General features: G+C 54.4%; 17 protein-coding genes and 1 other RNA gene. 12 read left to right on the plus strand and 6 right to left on the minus strand.

The window, feature by feature from the left end; genetic code table 11:
• Nucleotides 1-83 precede the first annotated feature (83 nt).
• Both argO and GC090_RS04115 read left to right on the plus strand, forming a co-directional pair.
• Nucleotides 84-707, plus strand: coding sequence for an arginine exporter ArgO (gene argO / locus GC090_RS04110; protein ID WP_172913409.1), 624 nt, complete (start codon nucleotides 84-86; stop codon nucleotides 705-707).
• Between the two features lie 141 nt (nucleotides 708-848).
• Nucleotides 849-1,580, plus strand: a complete 732-nt coding sequence (locus tag GC090_RS04115; RefSeq protein ID WP_006120834.1) for an oxidative stress defense protein — start codon at nucleotides 849-851, stop codon at nucleotides 1,578-1,580.
• Nucleotides 1,581-2,036: 456 nt separating this feature from the next.
• On the opposite strand, the gene GC090_RS04120 is transcribed toward GC090_RS04115, so the two are convergent.
• The gene (locus tag GC090_RS04120) at nucleotides 2,037-2,939 is read right to left on the minus strand and encodes a LysR family transcriptional regulator ArgP (RefSeq protein ID WP_006120833.1); all 903 of its coding nucleotides are present in this window, start codon (nucleotides 2,937-2,939) and stop codon (nucleotides 2,037-2,039) included.
• A gap of 181 nt (nucleotides 2,940-3,120) precedes the next feature.
• On the opposite strand from GC090_RS04120, the gene rpiA reads away from it, so the two are divergent.
• Both rpiA and serA read left to right on the plus strand, forming a co-directional pair.
• On the plus strand, nucleotides 3,121-3,780 hold the full coding sequence (gene rpiA / locus GC090_RS04125) for a ribose-5-phosphate isomerase RpiA (protein ID WP_033739634.1): 660 nt from the start codon (nucleotides 3,121-3,123) through the stop codon (nucleotides 3,778-3,780).
• Between the two features lie 280 nt (nucleotides 3,781-4,060).
• Nucleotides 4,061-5,299: a phosphoglycerate dehydrogenase gene (serA, locus tag GC090_RS04130; RefSeq protein WP_006120831.1), complete on the plus strand. Its 1,239-nt coding sequence runs from the start codon at nucleotides 4,061-4,063 to the stop codon at nucleotides 5,297-5,299.
• Nucleotides 5,300-5,341: 42 nt separating this feature from the next.
• Here the strand turns inward: serA and GC090_RS04135 are convergent, their stop codons facing one another.
• The 3 genes from GC090_RS04135 to zapA all read right to left on the minus strand — a co-directional run bounded on the left by GC090_RS04135 (nucleotide 5,342) and on the right by zapA (nucleotide 6,568).
• Complete coding sequence (locus tag GC090_RS04135) at nucleotides 5,342-5,938, minus strand: 5-formyltetrahydrofolate cyclo-ligase (RefSeq protein WP_324020916.1); 597 nt, start codon at nucleotides 5,936-5,938, stop codon at nucleotides 5,342-5,344.
• Nucleotides 5,939-6,015: 77 nt separating this feature from the next.
• A non-coding RNA gene (gene ssrS, locus GC090_RS04140) (6S RNA) lies at nucleotides 6,016-6,199 on the minus strand.
• Between the two features lie 39 nt (nucleotides 6,200-6,238).
• On the minus strand, nucleotides 6,239-6,568 hold the full coding sequence (gene zapA, locus GC090_RS04145) for a cell division protein ZapA (RefSeq protein ID WP_006120829.1): 330 nt from the start codon (nucleotides 6,566-6,568) through the stop codon (nucleotides 6,239-6,241).
• Nucleotides 6,569-6,738: 170 nt separating this feature from the next.
• Between zapA and GC090_RS04150 the strand changes: the two genes are divergently transcribed.
• From GC090_RS04150 to GC090_RS04185, 8 genes are all read left to right on the plus strand, one after another.
• Nucleotides 6,739-7,317 (plus strand): YecA/YgfB family protein, encoded by a 579-nt coding sequence (locus tag GC090_RS04150; protein ID WP_006120828.1) that lies wholly within the window; start codon nucleotides 6,739-6,741, stop codon nucleotides 7,315-7,317.
• A 33-nt stretch (nucleotides 7,318-7,350) separates the two neighbouring features.
• Entirely contained in the window at nucleotides 7,351-8,673 is a 1,323-nt protein-coding gene (pepP, locus tag GC090_RS04155) for a Xaa-Pro aminopeptidase (RefSeq protein WP_080752861.1), read from the plus strand.
• Nucleotides 8,670-9,848, plus strand: a complete 1,179-nt coding sequence (ubiH, locus tag GC090_RS04160; protein WP_324020919.1) for a 2-octaprenyl-6-methoxyphenyl hydroxylase — start codon at nucleotides 8,670-8,672, stop codon at nucleotides 9,846-9,848. The genes pepP and ubiH overlap by 4 nt, the downstream gene beginning before the upstream one ends.
• Nucleotides 9,849-9,861: 13 nt before the next feature.
• The gene (gene ubiI, locus GC090_RS04165; RefSeq protein WP_006120825.1) at nucleotides 9,862-11,064 is read left to right on the plus strand and encodes an FAD-dependent 2-octaprenylphenol hydroxylase; all 1,203 of its coding nucleotides are present in this window, start codon (nucleotides 9,862-9,864) and stop codon (nucleotides 11,062-11,064) included.
• Between the two features lie 432 nt (nucleotides 11,065-11,496).
• Complete coding sequence (gene gcvT / locus GC090_RS04170) at nucleotides 11,497-12,594, plus strand: glycine cleavage system aminomethyltransferase GcvT (RefSeq protein WP_324020921.1); 1,098 nt, start codon at nucleotides 11,497-11,499, stop codon at nucleotides 12,592-12,594.
• 24 nt (nucleotides 12,595-12,618) lie between these two features.
• On the plus strand, nucleotides 12,619-13,005 hold the full coding sequence (gcvH, locus tag GC090_RS04175; RefSeq protein ID WP_033739626.1) for a glycine cleavage system protein GcvH: 387 nt from the start codon (nucleotides 12,619-12,621) through the stop codon (nucleotides 13,003-13,005).
• An 81-nt stretch (nucleotides 13,006-13,086) separates the two neighbouring features.
• Nucleotides 13,087-15,960 (plus strand): aminomethyl-transferring glycine dehydrogenase, encoded by a 2,874-nt coding sequence (gene gcvP / locus GC090_RS04180; RefSeq protein ID WP_033739624.1) that lies wholly within the window; start codon nucleotides 13,087-13,089, stop codon nucleotides 15,958-15,960.
• A 59-nt stretch (nucleotides 15,961-16,019) separates the two neighbouring features.
• On the plus strand, nucleotides 16,020-16,763 hold the full coding sequence (locus tag GC090_RS04185) for an SDR family oxidoreductase (protein ID WP_054633209.1): 744 nt from the start codon (nucleotides 16,020-16,022) through the stop codon (nucleotides 16,761-16,763).
• A gap of 34 nt (nucleotides 16,764-16,797) precedes the next feature.
• Here the strand turns inward: GC090_RS04185 and GC090_RS04190 are convergent, their stop codons facing one another.
• On the minus strand, nucleotides 16,798-18,225 hold the full coding sequence (locus tag GC090_RS04190) for a 6-phospho-beta-glucosidase (RefSeq protein WP_033739620.1): 1,428 nt from the start codon (nucleotides 18,223-18,225) through the stop codon (nucleotides 16,798-16,800).
• 114 nt (nucleotides 18,226-18,339) lie between these two features.
• Nucleotides 18,340-19,059 (minus strand): MurR/RpiR family transcriptional regulator, encoded by a 720-nt coding sequence (locus GC090_RS04195; protein WP_033739684.1) that lies wholly within the window; start codon nucleotides 19,057-19,059, stop codon nucleotides 18,340-18,342.
• Nucleotides 19,060-19,213 lie beyond the last annotated feature (154 nt).

The following is a 19,213-nucleotide window of genomic DNA, read 5'->3' on the forward strand; positions in this document are numbered from 1 at the left end:
GACGTATTAATTTTTTCCATTTCCGCTAATCATATCGGCTTCCCTATAATGCCTGACATCTGACTGATGTAAGGATATTTCCCGTGTTATCGATTTATTTTCAAGGGCTTGCTCTTGGGGCCGCGCTCATTCTGCCGCTGGGGCCGCAAAATGCCTTCGTGCTTAATCAGGGCGTGAAACGGCACTATCATCTGATGACCGCCACGCTCTGCTCGCTGAGCGATGTTGTGCTGATCTGCGCGGGGATTTTCGGGGGAAGTGCGATCCTGCAGCAGTCGCCACTGCTGCTGACCGTGATTACCTGGGCAGGTGTGGCCTTTTTGCTCTGGTATGGCTGGGGCGCATTACGGACCGCTTTTCGCCGCGAGCTGGCGCTGGCGTCAGGCCTGGATATCCGGCAGAGCCGAGGCCGGATCATTGCTACCCTGCTGGCAGTCACCTGGCTCAATCCCCATGTTTATCTCGATACCTTTGTTGTGCTTGGCAGCCTGGGAAGCCAGTTTCCTGATACCCACGCGCGTCAGTGGTTCGCCCTAGGGACCGTCAGTGCCTCTGTGTTGTGGTTTTTTGGCTTAGCCCTGTTGGCGGCCTGGCTTGCGCCGTTACTGCAGACAACGCGCGCGCAACGCCTCATCAACCTGCTGGTCGGCGCGGTCATGTGGTTTATCGCGTTTCAACTCGTACAGCAGGCCATCAAAGGATTTTGAGCAAAAGGTAAACGAAAACGGGTTATCCAGACCCGTTTTCCGAACTTTTGTCATTACCTTCACTCCAAGCAAGGCGTAATATGATGCGCGTGCCGGCTTCGGACCCGAAGCCACCGAACTGACCTTTCAAGGAGGACTTTCATGAAACTGAAAGCATTGGCGCTTGTCGCGATGATGAGCGCAGGGGCATTGCCTTTAAGCGCACAGGCTGATGAACTGCCAAACGGACCGCATGTTGTGACGTCAGGCAAAGCGACGGTTGATGCCCGCCCGGATATCGCGACGCTGTCAATTGTGGTGAATGTCTCATCGAAAGATGCCGCAGAGGCAAAGAAACAGGTCGACAGTCGTGTTGCGCAGTATTTTGATTTCCTGCAGAAAAACGGCATCGAGAAAAAGGATATTGAAGCGGCCAACCTGACCACGCAGCCAGAATACGATTATACCAAAGACGGTAAATCGCAGTTGAAAGGTTACCGTGCGGTACGTCAGGTTCAGGTGACCGTCCGCCAGCTGGACAAGCTGAATGAGCTGCTTGACGGCGCGCTGAAATCGGGCCTGAACGAAGTTCGCAGCGTCGAGTTAGGCGTCGCCAATCCTGAGCGCTACAAGCAGCAGGCGCTGAAAGCCGCCATCAAAAATGCGACTCAGCAAGCCACAGAACTGGCAGAAGGCTTTAACGCCAAACTGGGGCCAATCTACAGCATTCGCTATCAGGTCGCTAACTACCAGCCTATGCCGATGAATCGCATGTTTAAAGCCTCCGCGGCAGCGGCCGATACTTCCGCGCAGGAAACCTACGACCAGCAAAGCATTAACTTCGATGACCAGGTTGATGTGGTTTTTGAGATGAAACCCAATACGGCACAGTAAGCCTATCGATGCTGTCGTGAAGCCATCAGCGGCCGTGTTTACCAGGTGCGCTTTGCGCCGCTGATGCGGTGCCTTTCCATCGCTCAGCAACCTGACGGACTGTCGCAGTCGGCCTGTTCCTTTGCCGGCGGCGCTTTTCCCCCGCATCCCTGCGGGGGCAATCTCTGGTTGATTCCCGCTTTTCAGCGCCCGGTATCACCTGCTGAAATCACGCCCCTGATGGCCATGGAGCCGTGCTGCTTTTAGCAGGGTACACTCTCACTGCAACGCCTGACGCTTGCTGCGGCACAGGGGATTATTCTCTTTAGTTCAGCAGAAGCCCGGACAGGCTGTCCGGTTCCGGGCGGTTTGTCAGGAGAATAAGCAGACCAGGAATGCTGCCCGGTAGCGGCAGAGAGTCGCGTTTGGCACGCACCGTCTTCCAGTTTATCCGGCCTTCACTTTCGCCTCTGGCCGCTATTCCATCGTGTCCTGACGCAGAACCCGATGACCATGCGCAATCAGCGCATCGGTTACCCGACGCATCAGTCGGCTTTCCGGTGCAAAACGGTGCCAGTACAACATCCGGCGCTGATACAGCCCCGGTGTCAGATCGATCAGCTCACCGCTCGCCAGTTCGCGCTCAATCTGCAGATGCGGGATCATACAGCAGGTTGAGCCCTGACGGGCCATCTGCACAAAGGCTTCAGAAGAGTTAACGATATGGCAGGGCACGCTGCCCGGCGAAAGATCGAAGTTCTGCTGTAAAAAGGCCTGATGCATATCATCCAGATGGTCAAATGCGACGGCAGGCGCTTTCAGCAACGCGGAACGGGTGACGCCGTTGGGAAAAAAGCGCTCGGCAAAGTCACGGGAAGCCACAAACAGGTAATCCAGGGCGCCCAGTTGATCAACCAGACAACTGGGTAAAGGCTGGGGCTGGATACTGACTGCGCCGACCACTTCGCCACGTCTCAGACGTTCCTGCGTACGGGTTTCATCTTCAACCTGGAGGTTAAGGCGCACCGGCGAATCGGCCAGCACGTCTTTTAATGCAGGCAACAGCCAGGTGGCCAGACTGTCGGCGTTCACCGCCAGGGAGAGCAGTAACGGCGTCGTACCGCTGATTTCGTCCCCCAGCCACTCTTCCTCCAGCAGTTCAACCTGGTGCAACAGCGCAAGCAGCTTTTGCCCCTGCTCAGTGGGACGAGGGGGCACGGTGCGAACCAACAGCGGCTGACCAAACAGGTTTTCCAGCTGTTTGATGCGTTGCGATACGGCCGACTGGGTGATGCACAGTTTTTGCGCAGCACGTTCAAAGCCACGTTCACGTATCACTGCGTCCAGCGCCTGAAGCGTTCTGTAGTCCGGGCGTTTCATTATTCTTTTCTCTCCTTCAGGGTGGACGTTACGATGCCACAAATGTGCCTGAGCAAAAGTCTGGGGTATTTTTGTGGGCTGGCTTCCAAAGCATTAAATCCGCCCAATGCATCCGAGCATTTTCAGCAAACCTTGCTTTATACTACGCGCATTTTCTTATCGCACAGGTTCTAAACATACCATGACGCAGGATGAACTGAAAAAAGCTGTTGGTTGGGCTGCACTTGATTATGTCCAGCCAGGTACGATCGTCGGCGTGGGAACAGGCTCTACCGCTGCCCATTTTATTGATGCGCTCGGCAGCATCAAACACCAGATTGAAGGTGCCGTGTCCAGCTCTGAAGCCTCCACGCAAAAGCTCAAAAGCCTCGGTATTCAGGTGTTTGATTTGAATGAAATCGATGACCTGGCCATCTATGTTGATGGTGCCGACGAAATTAATCCCCAGATGCAGATGATCAAAGGCGGCGGTGCCGCGCTGACCCGCGAAAAAATCGTCGCGGCCGTGGCTAAAAAGTTTATCTGTATTGCCGATGCATCGAAAGAAGTCGACGTGCTGGGGCGTTTTCCGTTGCCCGTTGAAGTGATTCCCATGGCACGCAGCTACGTCGCGCGTGAACTGGTCAGGCTGGGCGGTTTGCCTGAGTATCGCCAGAATGTCGTCACTGACAACGGTAATATCATCCTGGACGTGCATAATCTGCGTATTCTGGATCCCATTGAGCTGGAAAAAACCATTAACGCGTTACCGGGCGTCGTCACCGTCGGGCTTTTCGCTACCCGGGGTGCCGATGTGGCGTTGATTGGCGGACCGGATGGGGTCAAAACGCTGAAAAAATAACGCGACGGGCGCATAATTTGCGCCCGCGTTTTTTTAATTAAAAAAAAACTTTTCTCGCCAGGCTGAAATTTGGTGACTTATGTCACATAAGCGTCATCAACAGCGGGTTCATTCTCCCCGATGCGGCCAACCCACGATTTTGTCCGGCAAAGTTTGGCTTCTGAATCCAGCCAGCCAGCCGGTCAGGCAATCGTTTGTATTGCTGCTGGCGTTTTTTTTGATATTTTGACTGCTGGCTGACTGCGTTCAGTCCTCGTTGAATTCTGAATAGGGTTGGGAAATGGCAAAGGTTTCACTGGAAAAAGACAAGATTAAGTTCCTGCTGGTGGAAGGTGTCCACCAGAGCGCGCTGGACAATCTTCGTGCTGCAGGTTACACCAATATTGAATTCCACAAAGGCGCACTGGATAGCGAGTCATTAAAGGCTTCCATCCGTGACGCGCACTTTATCGGTATCCGTTCCCGTTCCCAACTGACTGAAGAGATTTTTGCCGCAGCAGAAAAACTGGTCGCTGTGGGCTGTTTCTGTATCGGTACCAACCAGGTTGATTTAAATGCGGCGGCAAAGCGCGGTATTCCCGTTTTTAACGCCCCGTTCTCTAACACGCGCTCGGTCGCCGAACTGGTGATTGGCGAAATGCTGCTGATGCTGCGTGGCGTGCCAGAAGCGAACGCCAAAGCCCATCGCGGTGTCTGGAATAAGATTGCTAAAGGCTCATTCGAAGCGCGCGGTAAGAAGCTGGGCATTATCGGCTATGGTCACATTGGTATGCAGTTAGGCGTGCTGGCTGAGGGCCTGGGCATGCACGTGTATTTTTACGATATTGAAAATAAGCTGCCGCTGGGTAATGCCTCGCAGGTGCGAAGCCTGACGCAGTTGCTGAATATGAGCGATGTCGTCAGTCTGCATGTGCCTGAAACCGCCTCGACACAAAATATGATCTCTGCTGATGAGCTGGCGCAGATGAAACCTGGCGCGCTGTTAATCAACGCCTCACGCGGCACCGTCGTGGATATTCCGGCACTGTGTGACGCGCTGGCCAGCAAGCAGGTCGGGGGCGCGGCCATTGACGTGTTCCCGGTTGAGCCAGCCACAAACAGCGATCCGTTTGTCTCGCCACTGAGTGAGTTCGATAATGTCATTCTGACGCCACACATCGGGGGTTCCACCGAAGAAGCGCAGGAAAACATTGGTATCGAAGTAGCAGGCAAACTGGCGAAATATTCCGATAACGGTTCAACGCTGTCTGCAGTGAACTTCCCTGAAGTGTCCTTGCCTATGCACGGCGTCAGCGCAAGCCGTCTGCTGCACATTCATGAAAACCGTCCGGGTGTGCTGACCGCAATTAACCAGATTTTTGCCGAACAGGGCATCAATATCGCCGCGCAGTACCTGCAAACCTCACCCATGATGGGGTATGTGGTGATTGATATCGATGCCGAGCATGAACTGGCAGAGAAAGCGTTGCAGCTGATGAAGGCTATCCCTGGCACTATCCGCGCCCGTCTCCTCTACTGATTTATCGACATAATCAACCCAGGCGCACAACAGTGCCTGGGTTTATTCTTCCCACAACCACAGCGTTGACGGCGTCAGCACGGCGGGCAAAGGAATATCCCAGGCCGCCACAGGCAGCGAATCGACCAACTGGCAGTCGTGCGCGATGCCAACCGGTAAAAAAGCGTGCTGTTTCCAGTTTTGTAACGTGCGGTCGTAAAAGCCGCCCCCCATGCCCAGACGCTGACCACTGCGATCAAAGGCCACCAGCGGCACCATCATCACATCCAGTTCGTCCAGCGTAACCATATGCCGGATATCAAGTGGCGGTTCAGGAATACGTAGCTTGTTCGGGCTCAGCGGCGTTTCTGGCGTATAGCGCAGAAAAAGCAGATGACCGGCAGAGAAGGGATGAAGCACAGGAAGATAAACGCGTTTGTTCTGCTGCCATAATTTTGCGATAAGCGGACGCGTATTAATTTCCCCATCGACGGATAAGAACAGCGCGACGTTTTGGGCGTCGGAGACAGGCGCAAAGTTAATCACGTGTTCCGCAAGCTGTTCGGCGGCAGTATGTTGCTGTTCCGGGGTTAAGGCGCGACGTAAATGACGAACATGCTGACGAATGGCCTGTCGCTGAAGTAAAGAGGGTTCTGACATGGTGTCCCCCAGAAGAAGTCGCCTGAGCGACGCACTATATCATGTCTGGTGGGGGATAATGCAGTACAACCAGAAAGGAGATCTCCGAGATGCCGCCGTAGGCTGTAACCCTTGAACCCTTGGTTCAAGGTGAACATGCCGTCGCAACCATCAGGCTTCTCGGACGGACCGAGCATGCTCACAGGTTGCGGAGCGTCACATTCTGTTGGTATGAAATATCGGCTCAGGGGACTGGCCCACTTGCAAACATCTCAGAGAAAATTGACTTCACCGTCAGTGTAGCACAGTGACCATGAAGTATTATTCGAACTTCGCATCCTGACGATCAGTTATGCGACCTTGCTCAACTAATGCCTGCTCTATCGTCTGCTGTAACATACGGATTCGTTGTTCCATATTAGCAGCATAGTCGCGCGTCTTGTTTTTTTCTTGTGCCAGTTCATGGCAAATGTTTAACGCGGCAATGAACACCAGTTGCTCTGTATTGGTGACTCTAGTGCGAACTTTTAAATCTTGCAACCGTTGATTGAGATCTTCCGCCGCCGCGTTCAGCGCATCTTGCTGTTCAGGCGGACAATTTACTCTCAAAGAACGACCAAAAATTTGTAAATCTACCGGTTGTGCAGACATGCCACCTTCCTGACTGATTACCTGGCTCGCCATTCCCTTAGCCTTCAATGGCCTGGGAGGCGGGCAACTATATAGACCTGAGAAATAAGATACAACCCCTTTTCTGGAAACCTTGAGGCAGCTAGTGGTAGCATACCACGAACTCTTACAGCCAACGACGATGAAAAATGATGTCTTCACAGAACGCAACCCCTGATTACAATGCGCTGGCGGCGGCGCTCTCACAGCACGGCGTCGGAATGACACCTGCCGAAATGCACGGATTACTCAGCGGTATTCTGTGTGGCGGTAATCAGGATACCAGCTGGAAAACGCTGGTCCACGATCTCGCGAATGAAGGCATGGCTTTTTCGCACACGCTGGCCCAGCCGCTGCAGGATTTGCATGCAAATATTACGACGGCGCTTGAAGAAGATGGCTTTCTCTTTCAACTGATGCTGCCCGACGATGATGACATCACCGTGTTTGATCGGGCGGACGCCCTGGCTGGCTGGGTAAACCATTTTTTACTCGGCCTGGGCGTAACTCAGCCTAAACTGGATAAGGTCACCGGCGAAACCGGCGAGGCCATTGATGATCTGCGTACTATCGCGCAGCTTGGCTATGACGAAGACGAAGATCAGGAAGAGCTGGAGCAGTCGCTGGAGGAGGTGATCGAGTACGTCCGCGTCGCGGCGCTACTTTGTCACGATACGTTCACGCGCCCGCAGCCAACCGCACCTGAAGTACAGAAGCCAACGTTACACTAAGCCAGATATCTCAGTTCAACAGGGAGTGCAGATATGATTTCACTGGAGACCTTCCAGCAGCGTCGTCAGGCGCTGTTAGCGAAAATGGTTCCGGGCAGCGCAGCGTTAATTTTTGCGGCGCCTGAAGTAACGCGCAGTAACGACAGCGAATATCCGTTTCGTCAAAACAGTGATTTCTGGTACTTCACAGGTTTTAATGAGCCTGAAGCCTTACTGGTGCTGATCAAAAGTGATGAGAACCACAACCACAGTGTGCTGTTTAATCGTGTCCGCGACCTGACCGCAGAAATCTGGTTTGGTCGCCGTCTGGGCCAGGAGGCGGCACCGGCAAAACTGGGTGTGGATCGCGCACTGCCCTGGAACGATATCGGTGAGCAGCTTCATCTTTTGTTGAACGGTCTGGATGAGGTTTATCACGCGCAAGGGTTATATCCTGAGGCTGACAAGCTGGTGTTCAGTGCACTGGATAAACTACGTCGCGGTTTCCGCCAGAACCTGAGCGCCCCTGCCAGCCTGACAGACTGGCGTCCCTGGGTGCATGAGATGCGCCTGTTCAAAAGTCCGGAAGAAATCGCCATTCTGCGCCGTGCAGGTGAGATCAGTGCGCTGGCCCATACGCGCGCTATGCAGGCCTGTCGCCCCGGCCTGTACGAATACCATCTGGAAGGCGAAATTCATCATGAGTTTAACCGCCACGGTGCGCGTTTTCCCTCCTACAACACCATCGTCGGTTCCGGTGAAAATGGATGTATTCTGCACTATACCGAGAATGAATGTGAGCTGCGGGATGGCGACCTGGTGCTGATTGATGCGGGATGTGAATGGCAGGGGTACGCAGGCGATATTACCCGCACCTTCCCGGTAAACGGTAAATTCTCACCCGCTCAACGTGCTGTCTACAACATCGTGCTGAAATCGTTAGAGACGGCATTATCCCGTTTCCGGCCTGGCGTCAGTATTCGCGAGGTGAATGATGAGGTGGTGCACATCATGGTGACCGGTCTGGTTGAACTGGGCGTGTTGCAGGGCGAGGTTGACGCGTTAATTGCTGAAGACGCGCATCGCAAATTCTTTATGCATGGCCTGAGCCACTGGCTGGGGCTGGATGTCCATGATGTGGGGCACTACGGCACGCCAAGCCGGGATCGCATTCTGGAACCGGGCATGGTCATTACTATTGAACCAGGCTTATACATTGCCCCCGATGCCGACGTGCCGGTGGAATACCGCGGTATCGGCATTCGCATTGAGGATGACATTGTGATCACTGAAACAGGTAACGAGAATCTCACTGACAGCGTGGTGAAAGATCCGGATGCTATTGAGGCGCTGATGGCGGCGGCACGCGCAGGATGACCGTCCTCATCGCGGGTGGCGGAATGACCGGTGCCACGCTGGCGCTGGCTATTTCGCACCTGACACAGGGCGCGCTGCCCGTCACGCTGATCGAAAGCAGCGAACCTGCCAGCCGCGCGCATCCAGGTTATGACGGCCGTGCCATTGCGCTGTCTGCCGGCACCTGTCAGCAACTGGCCAATATTAATCTCTGGCAGCGCATTGCCCCCTGCGCAACGCCGATCACGACGATCCATGTTTCCGATCGGGGTCATGCGGGTTTTGTCTCACTGACGGCCAGCGACTATGCGATTCCCGCGCTGGGCCAGGTCGTCGAATTGTTCGACGTAGGCCAGCGTTTATTCGCGCAGCTTAAACAGGCTCCCGGCGTCACCCTGCGCTGTCCGGCACGGGTCACCAATGTGAACCGTACTCAGGCGCACGTGAAGGTCACGCTGGATAATGATGAACAGCTGGACGCTGATGTGCTGGTGGCGGCTGATGGCACGCGTTCGGCTGTCGCGGCAGCCTGCGGTATTCAGTGGCAAACCGAAACTTATCAGCAGCTGGCACTCATTGCGAATGTCACCAGCGAGATACCGCACCAGGGGCGGGCCTTTGAACGGTTTACTGAGTTCGGCCCGCTCGCCCTGCTGCCGATGTCTGACAACCGTCTGTCGCTGGTGTGGTGTCATTCATTGGATAAGCGCCCGCAGCTTGAGCGCTGGGACGACGAGACGTTTCTCAGCGAACTTCAGCACGCGTTCGGCTGGCGACTGGGGAAATTTACCCACACCGGTAAACGCGATATCTATCCGCTGGCATTGCAACAGGCCGAACCGGTCGTTTCACATCGTGTTGCCACCGTGGGCAACGCAGCCCAGACGCTGCACCCTATTGCCGGGCAGGGATTTAACCTGGGCCTGAGGGATGTCATGTCCTTAGCCGAAATCCTGGCCACCGCGCACCGGCAGCAACAGGACCCTGGCAGCTATGCTGTCATGCAGCATTACCGTCAGCGTCGCCAACAGGATCGGGCCACGACCATCGGTCTCACCGACGGTCTGGTGCGCCTGTTTGCCAACCGCCATGCACCGCTGGTCGTCGGGCGCAACCTTGGCCTGCTGGCAATGGATCATCTGCCGTTGCTGAGAAATCTTCTGGCCGAGCGCACGCTTGGCTGGGTTAAGCGTTAACTGAGAGGCACTGATGCAAACTTATGATGTGGTGATCGCCGGTGGCGGTATGGTAGGACTGGCCGTGGCCTGCGGTCTGCAGGGCAGTGGCTTGCGTATCGCCGTACTCGAACAAGCGCCCGAGCCGCAATTTGATGCCACCGCTTCTCCGTCTGTCCGCGTATCGGCTATCAATGCGGCCAGTGAACGTCTTTTACAAAAACTGGATGTCTGGTCGACGATCCTGTCGCTCAGAGCCAGCCCTTATCAGGCCATGGAAGTCTGGGATCGTGACAGCTTCGGTGCTATCTCATTTGACGGTGAGCAGCAGGGCTTAACCCATCTCGGGCACATTATCGAAAACCCGGTGATTCACTGCGCCTTATGGCAGCGAGCCAGGCAGTGCAGTGACGTGACGTTGCTGCCGTCGTCACATCTTCAGCAGGTGGCATTTGGCGATAACGAAGCCTTCATTACGCTACAGGATGGCGGCATGATGAGCGCACGGCTGATGGTTGCCGCAGACGGTGCCAATTCCTGGCTGCGCAACAAAGCCGATATTCCGCTGACTTTCTGGGATTATGAACACCATGCCCTGGTGGCGAACATCCGTACCTCCATGCCACATGATGGCGTCGCGCGTCAGGTATTCCATGGGGATGGCATTCTGGCGTTTCTGCCGATGCAGGATCCGCATCTGTGCTCCATCGTCTGGTCGCTGTCGCCCCAGGAAGCCACCCGGCTGGAAACGATGCCTGAGGCGCTCTTTAATCAACAGTTGTCGGTGGCGTTTGATATGCGCCTTGGCCTGTGCGAACTGGAAGGCGAACGGAAGGCATTCCCCCTCACGGCACGCTATGCGCGCAGCTTTGCTGCACATCGGCTGGCGCTGGTGGGCGATGCTGCGCATACCATTCATCCGCTGGCCGGGCAGGGTGTCAATCTCGGTTTTATGGATGCCGCAGAGTTGATTGGTGAAGTTCGCCGCCTGCATCAGCAGGGCAAAGATATCGGGCAGCACCTCTATCTGCGCCGCTATGAACGCAGCCGTAAACACAGTGCCGCCATGATGCTCGCGGGCATGCAGGGATTTCGTGAGCTGTTTGCGGGCAATAATCCGGCTAAAAAGCTGCTTCGCGATGTCGGGCTAAAATTGGCCGATAATTTACCGGGCGTGAAACCTGTCATGTTGCGGCAGGCGATGGGCCTGAACGACATTCCCGCCTGGCTTCGCTGACGCGAATCCCTTTCTTAAAGCCAGCGTAATTGCTGGCTTTTTTATATTAAAAAAAGGACTGCACCGTAAAAATGCAGTCCTGCACCGTTGCAGCGCCTCATTTGATTTATTCTAATTTTGCGTGATGTTTCGCATTACTTATTTTTATTCGACGCCATTTTTGCTTCGCTATTTTTTTAACATCTTGCGTGTCGGTACGAATAAAATGGCTGTAAAAAAATGAATAGGTCGTATTTGTTGTGTGTTTAATCACAGAATTACAGTCTTTTGTCCTGCTTTTTCTTTTGCGCGGTTAGGCTGTGCGCCTGCGTTCGACCTCGCTTTGCTTATGGTTAATCGACCCGTTCAGTGGTAACGTCATTGCAAAGAGAACGTTTGCGTCGGCTCCCGGCGGCGTGGTTTCAAACTTACTTGTTTCAGCACAGGATAGTTATGACTCAGCACACACCTCTGTTTGACCAGCATCAGGAAAACGGTGCGCGTATGGTGGATTTCCATGGCTGGATGATGCCGCTGCACTATGGCTCCCAACTGGATGAACATCATGCTGTTCGCAACGACGCAGGCATGTTTGATGTTTCGCACATGACCATCGTCGATCTGCACGGTGCACGTACGCGTGAGTTTTTGCGTTTTCTGCTGGCAAACGATGTCGCGAGGCTGACGCAACCCGGCAAAGCGCTTTACACCGGCATGCTGAATGCGTCGGGCGGCGTGATTGACGATCTGATCGTGTATTTCATGGATGAGACGTTTTTCCGCCTGGTCGTGAACTCTGCGACGCGTGAAAAGGATCTGGCATGGATCAATGAGCATGCGCAGGGTTATGGCGTGGAAGTCCGGGAGCGTGACGATCTGGCGATGATCGCCGTGCAGGGCCCACAGGCCCAGCAAAAAGCACAAACGCTCTTCAGTGATGCACAGCGTCAGGCTGTACAAGGTATGAAGCCGTTCTTTGGCATCCAGGCCGGGGAGCTGTTTATCGCCACCACCGGTTATACCGGTGAAGTGGGTTACGAGATCGCGCTACCTGCGGCGCAGGCCGTTACATTCTGGCAGCGCCTGCTCGCCGCGGGCGTCAAACCCGCCGGACTGGGCGCACGTGATACATTGCGTCTGGAAGCGGGCATGAATCTTTACGGTCAGGAAATGGATGAAAGCGTCTCACCGCTGGCCGCCAACATGGGCTGGACCCTGTGCTGGGAACCGGCGAACCGCAATTTTATCGGGCGCGAAGCACTGGAAAGTCAGCGCGAAAAAGGCACTGAAAAACTGGTTGGCCTGATCCTGACAGAAAAAGGCGTACTGCGTAACGGCCTGCCCGTGCGTTTTACGGATAGTCAGGGGCAGATGCAGCAGGGCATTATTACCAGCGGATCTTTCTCACCAACGTTGGGTTACAGCATTGCGCTGGCCCGCGTGCCTGCGGGCATTGGCGAAGACGCTATCGTTGAAATCCGCAACCGTGAAATGCCCGTAAAAGTGACTAAACCCGTTTTCGTTCGCGCCGGCAAGCCGGTTGCGCAGTAAAACATAATTACAGGAGAAAGGGCGATGAGCAATGTGCCAGCTGAGTTGAAATACCGCGACAGTCATGAATGGCTGCGCAAAAATGCGGATGGATCTTACACCGTCGGCATCACCGAACACGCGCAGGAATTACTGGGCGATATGGTCTTTGTGGACCTGCCAGAAGTAGGGGCGACGTTCGCTGCCGGCGAAGAGTGCGCCGTCGCCGAATCCGTAAAAGCGGCTTCCGATATCTATTCTCCTGTCAGTGGCGAAATTATCGCCGTGAACGACGCGCTGAATGATTCCCCAGAGCTGGTTAACAGCGAGCCTTATCAGGACGGCTGGTTATTCCAGATCAAAGCCAGCGATGAGTCAGAACTAGACTCACTGCTGGACGCGGATGCCTACAAAGCATCTATTGACGAGTAATCGTTGCGCGGCCTCCAGATGAGGCCGCCGATATCTGACCAGCACTCTCTGTTCCCCAGCCCGATTCAGGATTTACAGCTCATGACTCAGACTCTCAGCCAGCTTGAACACAACGGTGCGTTTATCGAGCGCCATATTGGTCCGTCGCCAGAACAACAGGCCGTTATGCTGGAGGCGATTGGTGCCAGCTCTCTGGCGTCGTTGATTGGTTCTATTGTTCCCGCCGACATTCAGTTGCCCGGTCCGCCCGCCGTTGGCGATGCGGCAACTGAACAGCAGGCGCTGGCAGAGTTAAAAGCGATTGCCGCGCAAAACCTGCGCTACAAATCCTGGATCGGCATGGGATACAGTGCGGTGATAACGCCGCCCGTTATCCTGCGGAACATGCTGGAAAATCCGGGCTGGTACACGGCTTACACGCCGTATCAGCCCGAAGTTTCTCAAGGGCGCCTGGAGGCGCTGCTAAACTTCCAGCAGGTCACCATTGATCTGACCGGCATGGATATCGCGTCCGCTTCACTGCTGGATGAAGCCACCGCGGCGGCCGAAGCGATGGCGATGGCAAAACGCATCAGCAAACTGAAAAATGCCAACCGGTTCTTTATCGCTGATGATATCCATCCGCAAACGCTGGATGTGGTACGGACCCGCGCCGAAACCTTTGGTTTTGAACTGATTATCGACAGCGCGGAGAAAGCCCTGGAGCACGATAATCTGTTTGGTGTCCTGCTTCAGCAGGTAGGCACCACGGGCGAGGTACACGATTACACCAGCCTGATTGCCGAGCTGAAAACCCGTAAGGTGGTCGTCAGCGTGGCCTCGGATTTTATGGCCCTGGTGTTACTTGAATCGCCGGGCAAGCAGGGCGCGGATATTGTGTTCGGTTCCGCTCAGCGCTTTGGTGTACCAATGGGCTATGGCGGTCCTCATGCGGCCTTTTTTGCCAGCCGTGATGAACACAAGCGTTCTATGCCTGGCCGTATTATCGGTGTCTCACGCGACGCCGCTGGCAACACCGCGTTGCGTATGGCGATGCAAACTCGCGAGCAACATATCCGTCGGGAAAAAGCCAACTCCAATATCTGTACCTCTCAGGTGCTGCTGGCCAATATCGCAGGACTGTATGCCGTGTTCCACGGGCCTGTTGGGCTGAAACGTATCGCTTCACGTATTCACCGCTTCACCGATATCCTGGCTGCCGGACTGCAACGTGGCGGGCTGAAGCTGCGTCATCACCACTGGTTCGACACGCTGACAGTGGACGTGACCGATAAAGCCGCCGTGTTAAACCGTGCGCTGAGTTTCGGCGTTAACCTGCGTAGTGATATTCATAACGCTGTCGGTATCACGCTGGATGAAACCACATGTCGTGAAGACGTTGCGACATTGTTCGCCATCCTGCTGGGCGATGATCATGGTCTGGATATCGATCAACTTGATAGCCAGGTTGCGGCAGACAGCCAGTCAATCCCTGCAAGCCAGCAGCGCGTCAGCGACATCCTCTCTCACCCTGTGTTCAATCGCCATCACAGTGAGACCGAGATGATGCGCTATATGCACAGCCTGGAGAAAAAAGATCTGGCTCTCAACCAGGCGATGATTCCGCTGGGTTCATGCACGATGAAGCTTAACGCTGCCGCAGAGATGATTCCCATCACCTGGCCTGAATTTGCCGAAATGCATCCGTTCTGCCCGGCAGAACAGGCGGGCGGCTACCTGCAAATGATTGGCCAGCTTTCCCAGTGGCTGGTTCAGCTTACCGGTTACGATGCGCTCTGCATGCAACCGAACTCCGGTGCACAGGGGGAATACGCGGGGCTGTTAGCGATTCGTCGTTACCATGAAAGCCGTGGTGAAGGTGAACGTCACCTTTGCCTGATTCCCAGCTCAGCACACGGGACCAACCCGGCCTCAGCCCAGATGGCGGGCATGGATGTGGTGGTCGTGGCCTGTGACAAACAGGGTAATATCGATCTGGGCGACCTGCGCGAAAAAGCCGCACAGGCGGGCGATAAACTGTCATGCATCATGGTGACCTACCCATCCACGCACGGCGTGTATGAAGAGACTATTCGTGAAGTGTGCCAGATCGTGCATCAGTACGGCGGCCAGGTATACCTGGACGGTGCGAACATGAATGCCCAGGTGGGCATTACGACGCCGGGTTATATTGGCGCTGACGTTTCGCACCTTAACCTGCACAAAACTTTCTGTATTCCGCACGGCGGCGGCGGCCCGGGCATGGGACCTATTGGCGTGAAAGCGCATCTGGCACCGTTTGTACCCGGTCACAGCGTGGTACAGATTGATGGTGTGCTGACACAGCAGGGCGCTGTATCTGCTGCACCGTTTGGCAGTGCTTCCATTTTACCAATCAGCTGGATGTACATCCGCATGATGGGCGCGGAAGGGCTCAAGCAGGCCAGTTCGGTGGCGATTCTCAATGCCAACTACATCGCCAGCCGTCTGAAATCAGCTTATCCGATTCTGTATACCGGGCGGGATGGTCGTGTGGCGCACGAATGTATTCTGGATATTCGTCCGCTGAAAGAGCAGACCGGGATCAGTGAACTGGATATTGCAAAACGCCTCATCGACTACGGTTTCCATGCGCCAACCATGTCATTCCCGGTCGCGGGCACGCTGATGGTGGAACCTACCGAATCGGAAGGCAAACTGGAGCTGGACCGCTTTATTGATGCCATGCTGGCGATTCGTATGGAAATTGGGCGGGTGGAAAAGGGCGAGTGGCCAATGGATGATAATCCGCTGGTTAACGCGCCTCACACACAAATGGAAGTGACTGGCGAATGGACGCATCCTTACAGCCGCGAGCTGGCCGTTTTCCCGGCAGGCAGCCACAATAAATACTGGCCAACAGTGAAGCGCCTGGATGATGTTTTTGGTGACCGCAACCTGTTCTGCTCATGTGTACCGATGAGCGACTATGCCTGAGTCGGGTTAACACAACTGTTTTGAGGGCCGGTTTTCGGCCCTTTTTTATGGAGGCTCAGATGAAACTCGCGCTTGTTACTGGCGGTAGTCGCGGCATTGGCCGTGCGACCGCCGTTTTACTGGCGACACGGGGCTACCGTGTGGCCGTGAATTATCGCACGCGCGAAAGTGAAGCGCAGCGGGTGGTGGATGAGATTGTGCGTAACGGCGGAGAAGCCTTTAGCGTACAGGCCGATATCAGTGACGAGGCGCAGGTCATGGCGCTGTTTCAACGGCTGGATCAGGAGAACCTGCCGCTCTCGCTGCTGGTAAATAACGCCGGTATCCTGTTTCAGCAATGCCGTCTTGAGCAACTGGATGCGGCGCGCATTCAACAGGTTTTTGCCACAAATGTCACGGGTACCTTCCTCTGCTGTCGTGAAGCCGTCCGGCGCATGGGAACGCACCTGGGAGGACTGGGCGGCAGTATCGTGAACGTTTCCTCCGCGGCAGCCCGTACGGGTTCTCCCGGTGAATATGTCGACTATGCCGCATCGAAGGGCGCGATGGATACGCTGACGAAAGGTCTGTCACTGGAGGTCGCGCAACAGGGGATTCGTGTCAATGGTGTGCGGCCCGGTCTGATCTACACCGGGATGCATGCCGATGGCGGGGAGCCCGGCCGCGTCGACCGACTGGCGAGCGGCGTTCCGATGGGACGTGGTGGACATGCCGAAGAAATTGCAGAAGTGGTGGTCTGGCTGGCCAGCGATGCGGCCTCTTACATCACCGGCAGCATAATTGATGCCGCCGGCGGGCGGTAAATTCATGCCGCAGCGTGACGCTGCGGCAGCCGACTTACAGCTTTTCACCGTTACTGGCGATAACCTGCTGATACCAGGCAAAGCTTTTCTTTTTCGCGCGTGAGAAATCACCGCTGCCATCGTCGTTTTTATTAACGTGAATGAAACCGTAGCGCTTGTCGTACTGGCCGGTCGTAAAGGATACACAATCGATGCAGCCCCACGGCGTATATCCCATCAGATCCACACCATCATGAATGACGGCTTTTTTCATCTCTGCGATATGCGCCGCCAGATACGCAATGCGGTAATCATCTTCGATCACGCCCTGCGCATTCGGTTTGTCGATCGCGCCAAAGCCGTTTTCCACGATAAACAGCGGCTTCTGGTAGCGTTCGTACAGATCGTTCAGCACATAACGCAGGCCAACGGGATCGATCTGCCAGCCCCAGTCTGAGGCGCTGACATGCGGGTTTTTGACCACCCCGTCAAAACCGGTAATGGGGTCGTCAACACCGCTGGCGCTGTGCTGCACGGCATTACTCATGTAATAGCTGAAACCGATGTAATCGGCACAGCCCTGACGCAGGGTATCTGCATCCTCTGGTTGCATCTCAATGTGGTAGCCTTTGCGTTCCCACTCTTTCAGCGCGTAGGCAGGGTAGTAACCGCGCATTTGTACATCGCTAAAGACATAGCGTTGATGCATCGCTTCTTTAGCCAGCATGACATCGTCCGGATGGCAGGAGAACGGATAAACCGGCACCATGGCGATCATGCAGCCAATTTTGAAGTCCGGGTTGATCTCGTGTCCGCGCTTCACCACCCGGGCACTGGCAACGAACTGATGGTGCATGACCTGATACATCGCCTGTTCAGGTTTTTCATGGTCGGTGAAAATAACGCCGGAACAGCAGTAGCCAAACAGCGGATATTGCCAGTTACGTTGGTTATTAATTTCGTTAAAGGTCATCCAGTATTTAACTTTATTTTTGTATCGTTCCAGCACGACTTCACTGAAACGCACAAAGAAATCGACGACTTTACGGTTATGCCAGCCGCCATACTCTTTTACCAGGTGGTAGGGCATTTCAAAATGGGAAAGGGTAATTACTGGTTCGATGCCATATTTCAGTAATTCATCAAACAGGTCATCATAAAACTGCAGGCCGGCTTCGTTAGGTTGCTGCTCATCGCCATTAGGGAATATACGCGTCCACGCAATCGAGGTACGGAAGCATTTAAATCCCATCTCCGCAAATAACGCAATATCCTGCTTGTAGTGTGAGTAAAACTCGACGGCCTGATGATTAGGGTAAAATTTTCCGGGCTGAACGCCATCGGTAATGACACGATCCACGCCGTGTGCACCCCCTGTCAGCACGTCAGCGATGCTAATACCTTTTCCACCCTGATCCCACCCGCCTTCAACCTGGTGAGCCGCGACGGCACCGCCCCACAAAAATGTGTCTGGTAAGCTCATTACCCACTCTCCAATACAGATAAAATTGGGCTGAGTGTAGCAAAGCACTTTATAAAGTCACGGTATAACACCGTGCGAAAAAAGGGATTTGTCACAGCTAAAAAACGCTGTGTTTTACTGGCTTAACCGTCGGCCAAGCGATTCGATAATATAAATCGCCGGTACCTGAGTGGTAATATCGCAGTTATCCGCTAGGCGGATAACCGGGACGTGATAGGAAACCGTAAAGTCGCTCATTTTTGCCAGCGAACAGTTTTCACTGTTGGTGACCGCAATAATTTTGCATTTATTCAGGCTAAACTGGCTGGCGATACGCAGCACTTCTTCTGTTTCGCCCGAGACAGAAAGGATGATCGCCAGGGCATTTTCATACAGGCTCGGACTGACGGGATAATAAGGATCATCAATAGCATGACTGAATTTCCCCACATTCGAAAAAAAACGTGCACCGTATTTTCCCAGGCTTCCTGATGTGCCCACACCAATAAAAAAAACCCGCTCAGCCTGCCTGATCATCGCGGCTGCCTGGGTGATGACCTGCTCAAATTCAGCATTATTGATGCTTTTAAAAAAACTCAGCATATCGGCCGGGCCAGAGACCGGTAAAGCTGGGGCCGTGTGTTCCTGGGCCAGCCGCAGACGGATACGAAACTCAGACCAGCCTTCACAGTGCATTTTGCGACAGAAACGCAGCACGGTGGTAGTTGACACGGCGGCCTGCTCCGCCAGTTCACGAATGGTCATGTAACTGACACTTTCACGATGTCTGATGATGTACTGATAAACCTGCAATTCCAGATCGTTGAGCGTGGCAAGATCGTGATGCGCGAACATGAAAAAATCACCAGATAGTTGACCAGTCAGCATTTTAACAGAATTTGAACCGGCGTTGACCGCATTAATTAATTTAAGCTTACACTTGTACACTGAAAGTTTTTCTGATTAATTTGTCTGGTGATTAATCTGCAATGGCTCTCACTTTTCAGGC

This window comes from Pantoea sp. JZ29 (genome assembly GCF_035190385.1).
GTDB lineage: Bacteria > Pseudomonadota > Gammaproteobacteria > Enterobacterales > Enterobacteriaceae > Pantoea > Pantoea stewartii.

Excerpts from the sequence above, each read along its gene's own strand:
- GC090_RS04115 (WP_006120834.1), top strand. The coding sequence starts at position 849 with ATGAAACTGAAAGCATTGGCGCTTGTCGCGATGATGAGCGCAGGGGCA.
- GC090_RS04120 (WP_006120833.1), bottom strand. The coding sequence starts at position 2,939 with ATGAAACGCCCGGACTACAGAACGCTTCAGGCGCTGGACGCAGTGATA.
- rpiA (WP_033739634.1), top strand. The coding sequence starts at position 3,121 with ATGACGCAGGATGAACTGAAAAAAGCTGTTGGTTGGGCTGCACTTGAT.
- serA (WP_006120831.1), top strand. The coding sequence starts at position 4,061 with ATGGCAAAGGTTTCACTGGAAAAAGACAAGATTAAGTTCCTGCTGGTG.
- GC090_RS04135 (WP_324020916.1), bottom strand. The coding sequence starts at position 5,938 with ATGTCAGAACCCTCTTTACTTCAGCGACAGGCCATTCGTCAGCATGTT.
- zapA (WP_006120829.1), bottom strand. The coding sequence starts at position 6,568 with ATGTCTGCACAACCGGTAGATTTACAAATTTTTGGTCGTTCTTTGAGA.
- GC090_RS04150 (WP_006120828.1), top strand. The coding sequence starts at position 6,739 with ATGTCTTCACAGAACGCAACCCCTGATTACAATGCGCTGGCGGCGGCG.
- pepP (WP_080752861.1), top strand. The coding sequence starts at position 7,351 with ATGATTTCACTGGAGACCTTCCAGCAGCGTCGTCAGGCGCTGTTAGCG.
- ubiH (WP_324020919.1), top strand. The coding sequence starts at position 8,670 with ATGACCGTCCTCATCGCGGGTGGCGGAATGACCGGTGCCACGCTGGCG.
- ubiI (WP_006120825.1), top strand. The coding sequence starts at position 9,862 with ATGCAAACTTATGATGTGGTGATCGCCGGTGGCGGTATGGTAGGACTG.
- gcvT (WP_324020921.1), top strand. The coding sequence starts at position 11,497 with ATGACTCAGCACACACCTCTGTTTGACCAGCATCAGGAAAACGGTGCG.
- gcvH (WP_033739626.1), top strand. The coding sequence starts at position 12,619 with ATGAGCAATGTGCCAGCTGAGTTGAAATACCGCGACAGTCATGAATGG.
- gcvP (WP_033739624.1), top strand. The coding sequence starts at position 13,087 with ATGACTCAGACTCTCAGCCAGCTTGAACACAACGGTGCGTTTATCGAG.
- GC090_RS04185 (WP_054633209.1), top strand. The coding sequence starts at position 16,020 with ATGAAACTCGCGCTTGTTACTGGCGGTAGTCGCGGCATTGGCCGTGCG.
- GC090_RS04190 (WP_033739620.1), bottom strand. The coding sequence starts at position 18,225 with ATGAGCTTACCAGACACATTTTTGTGGGGCGGTGCCGTCGCGGCTCAC.
- GC090_RS04195 (WP_033739684.1), bottom strand. The coding sequence starts at position 19,059 with ATGTTCGCGCATCACGATCTTGCCACGCTCAACGATCTGGAATTGCAG.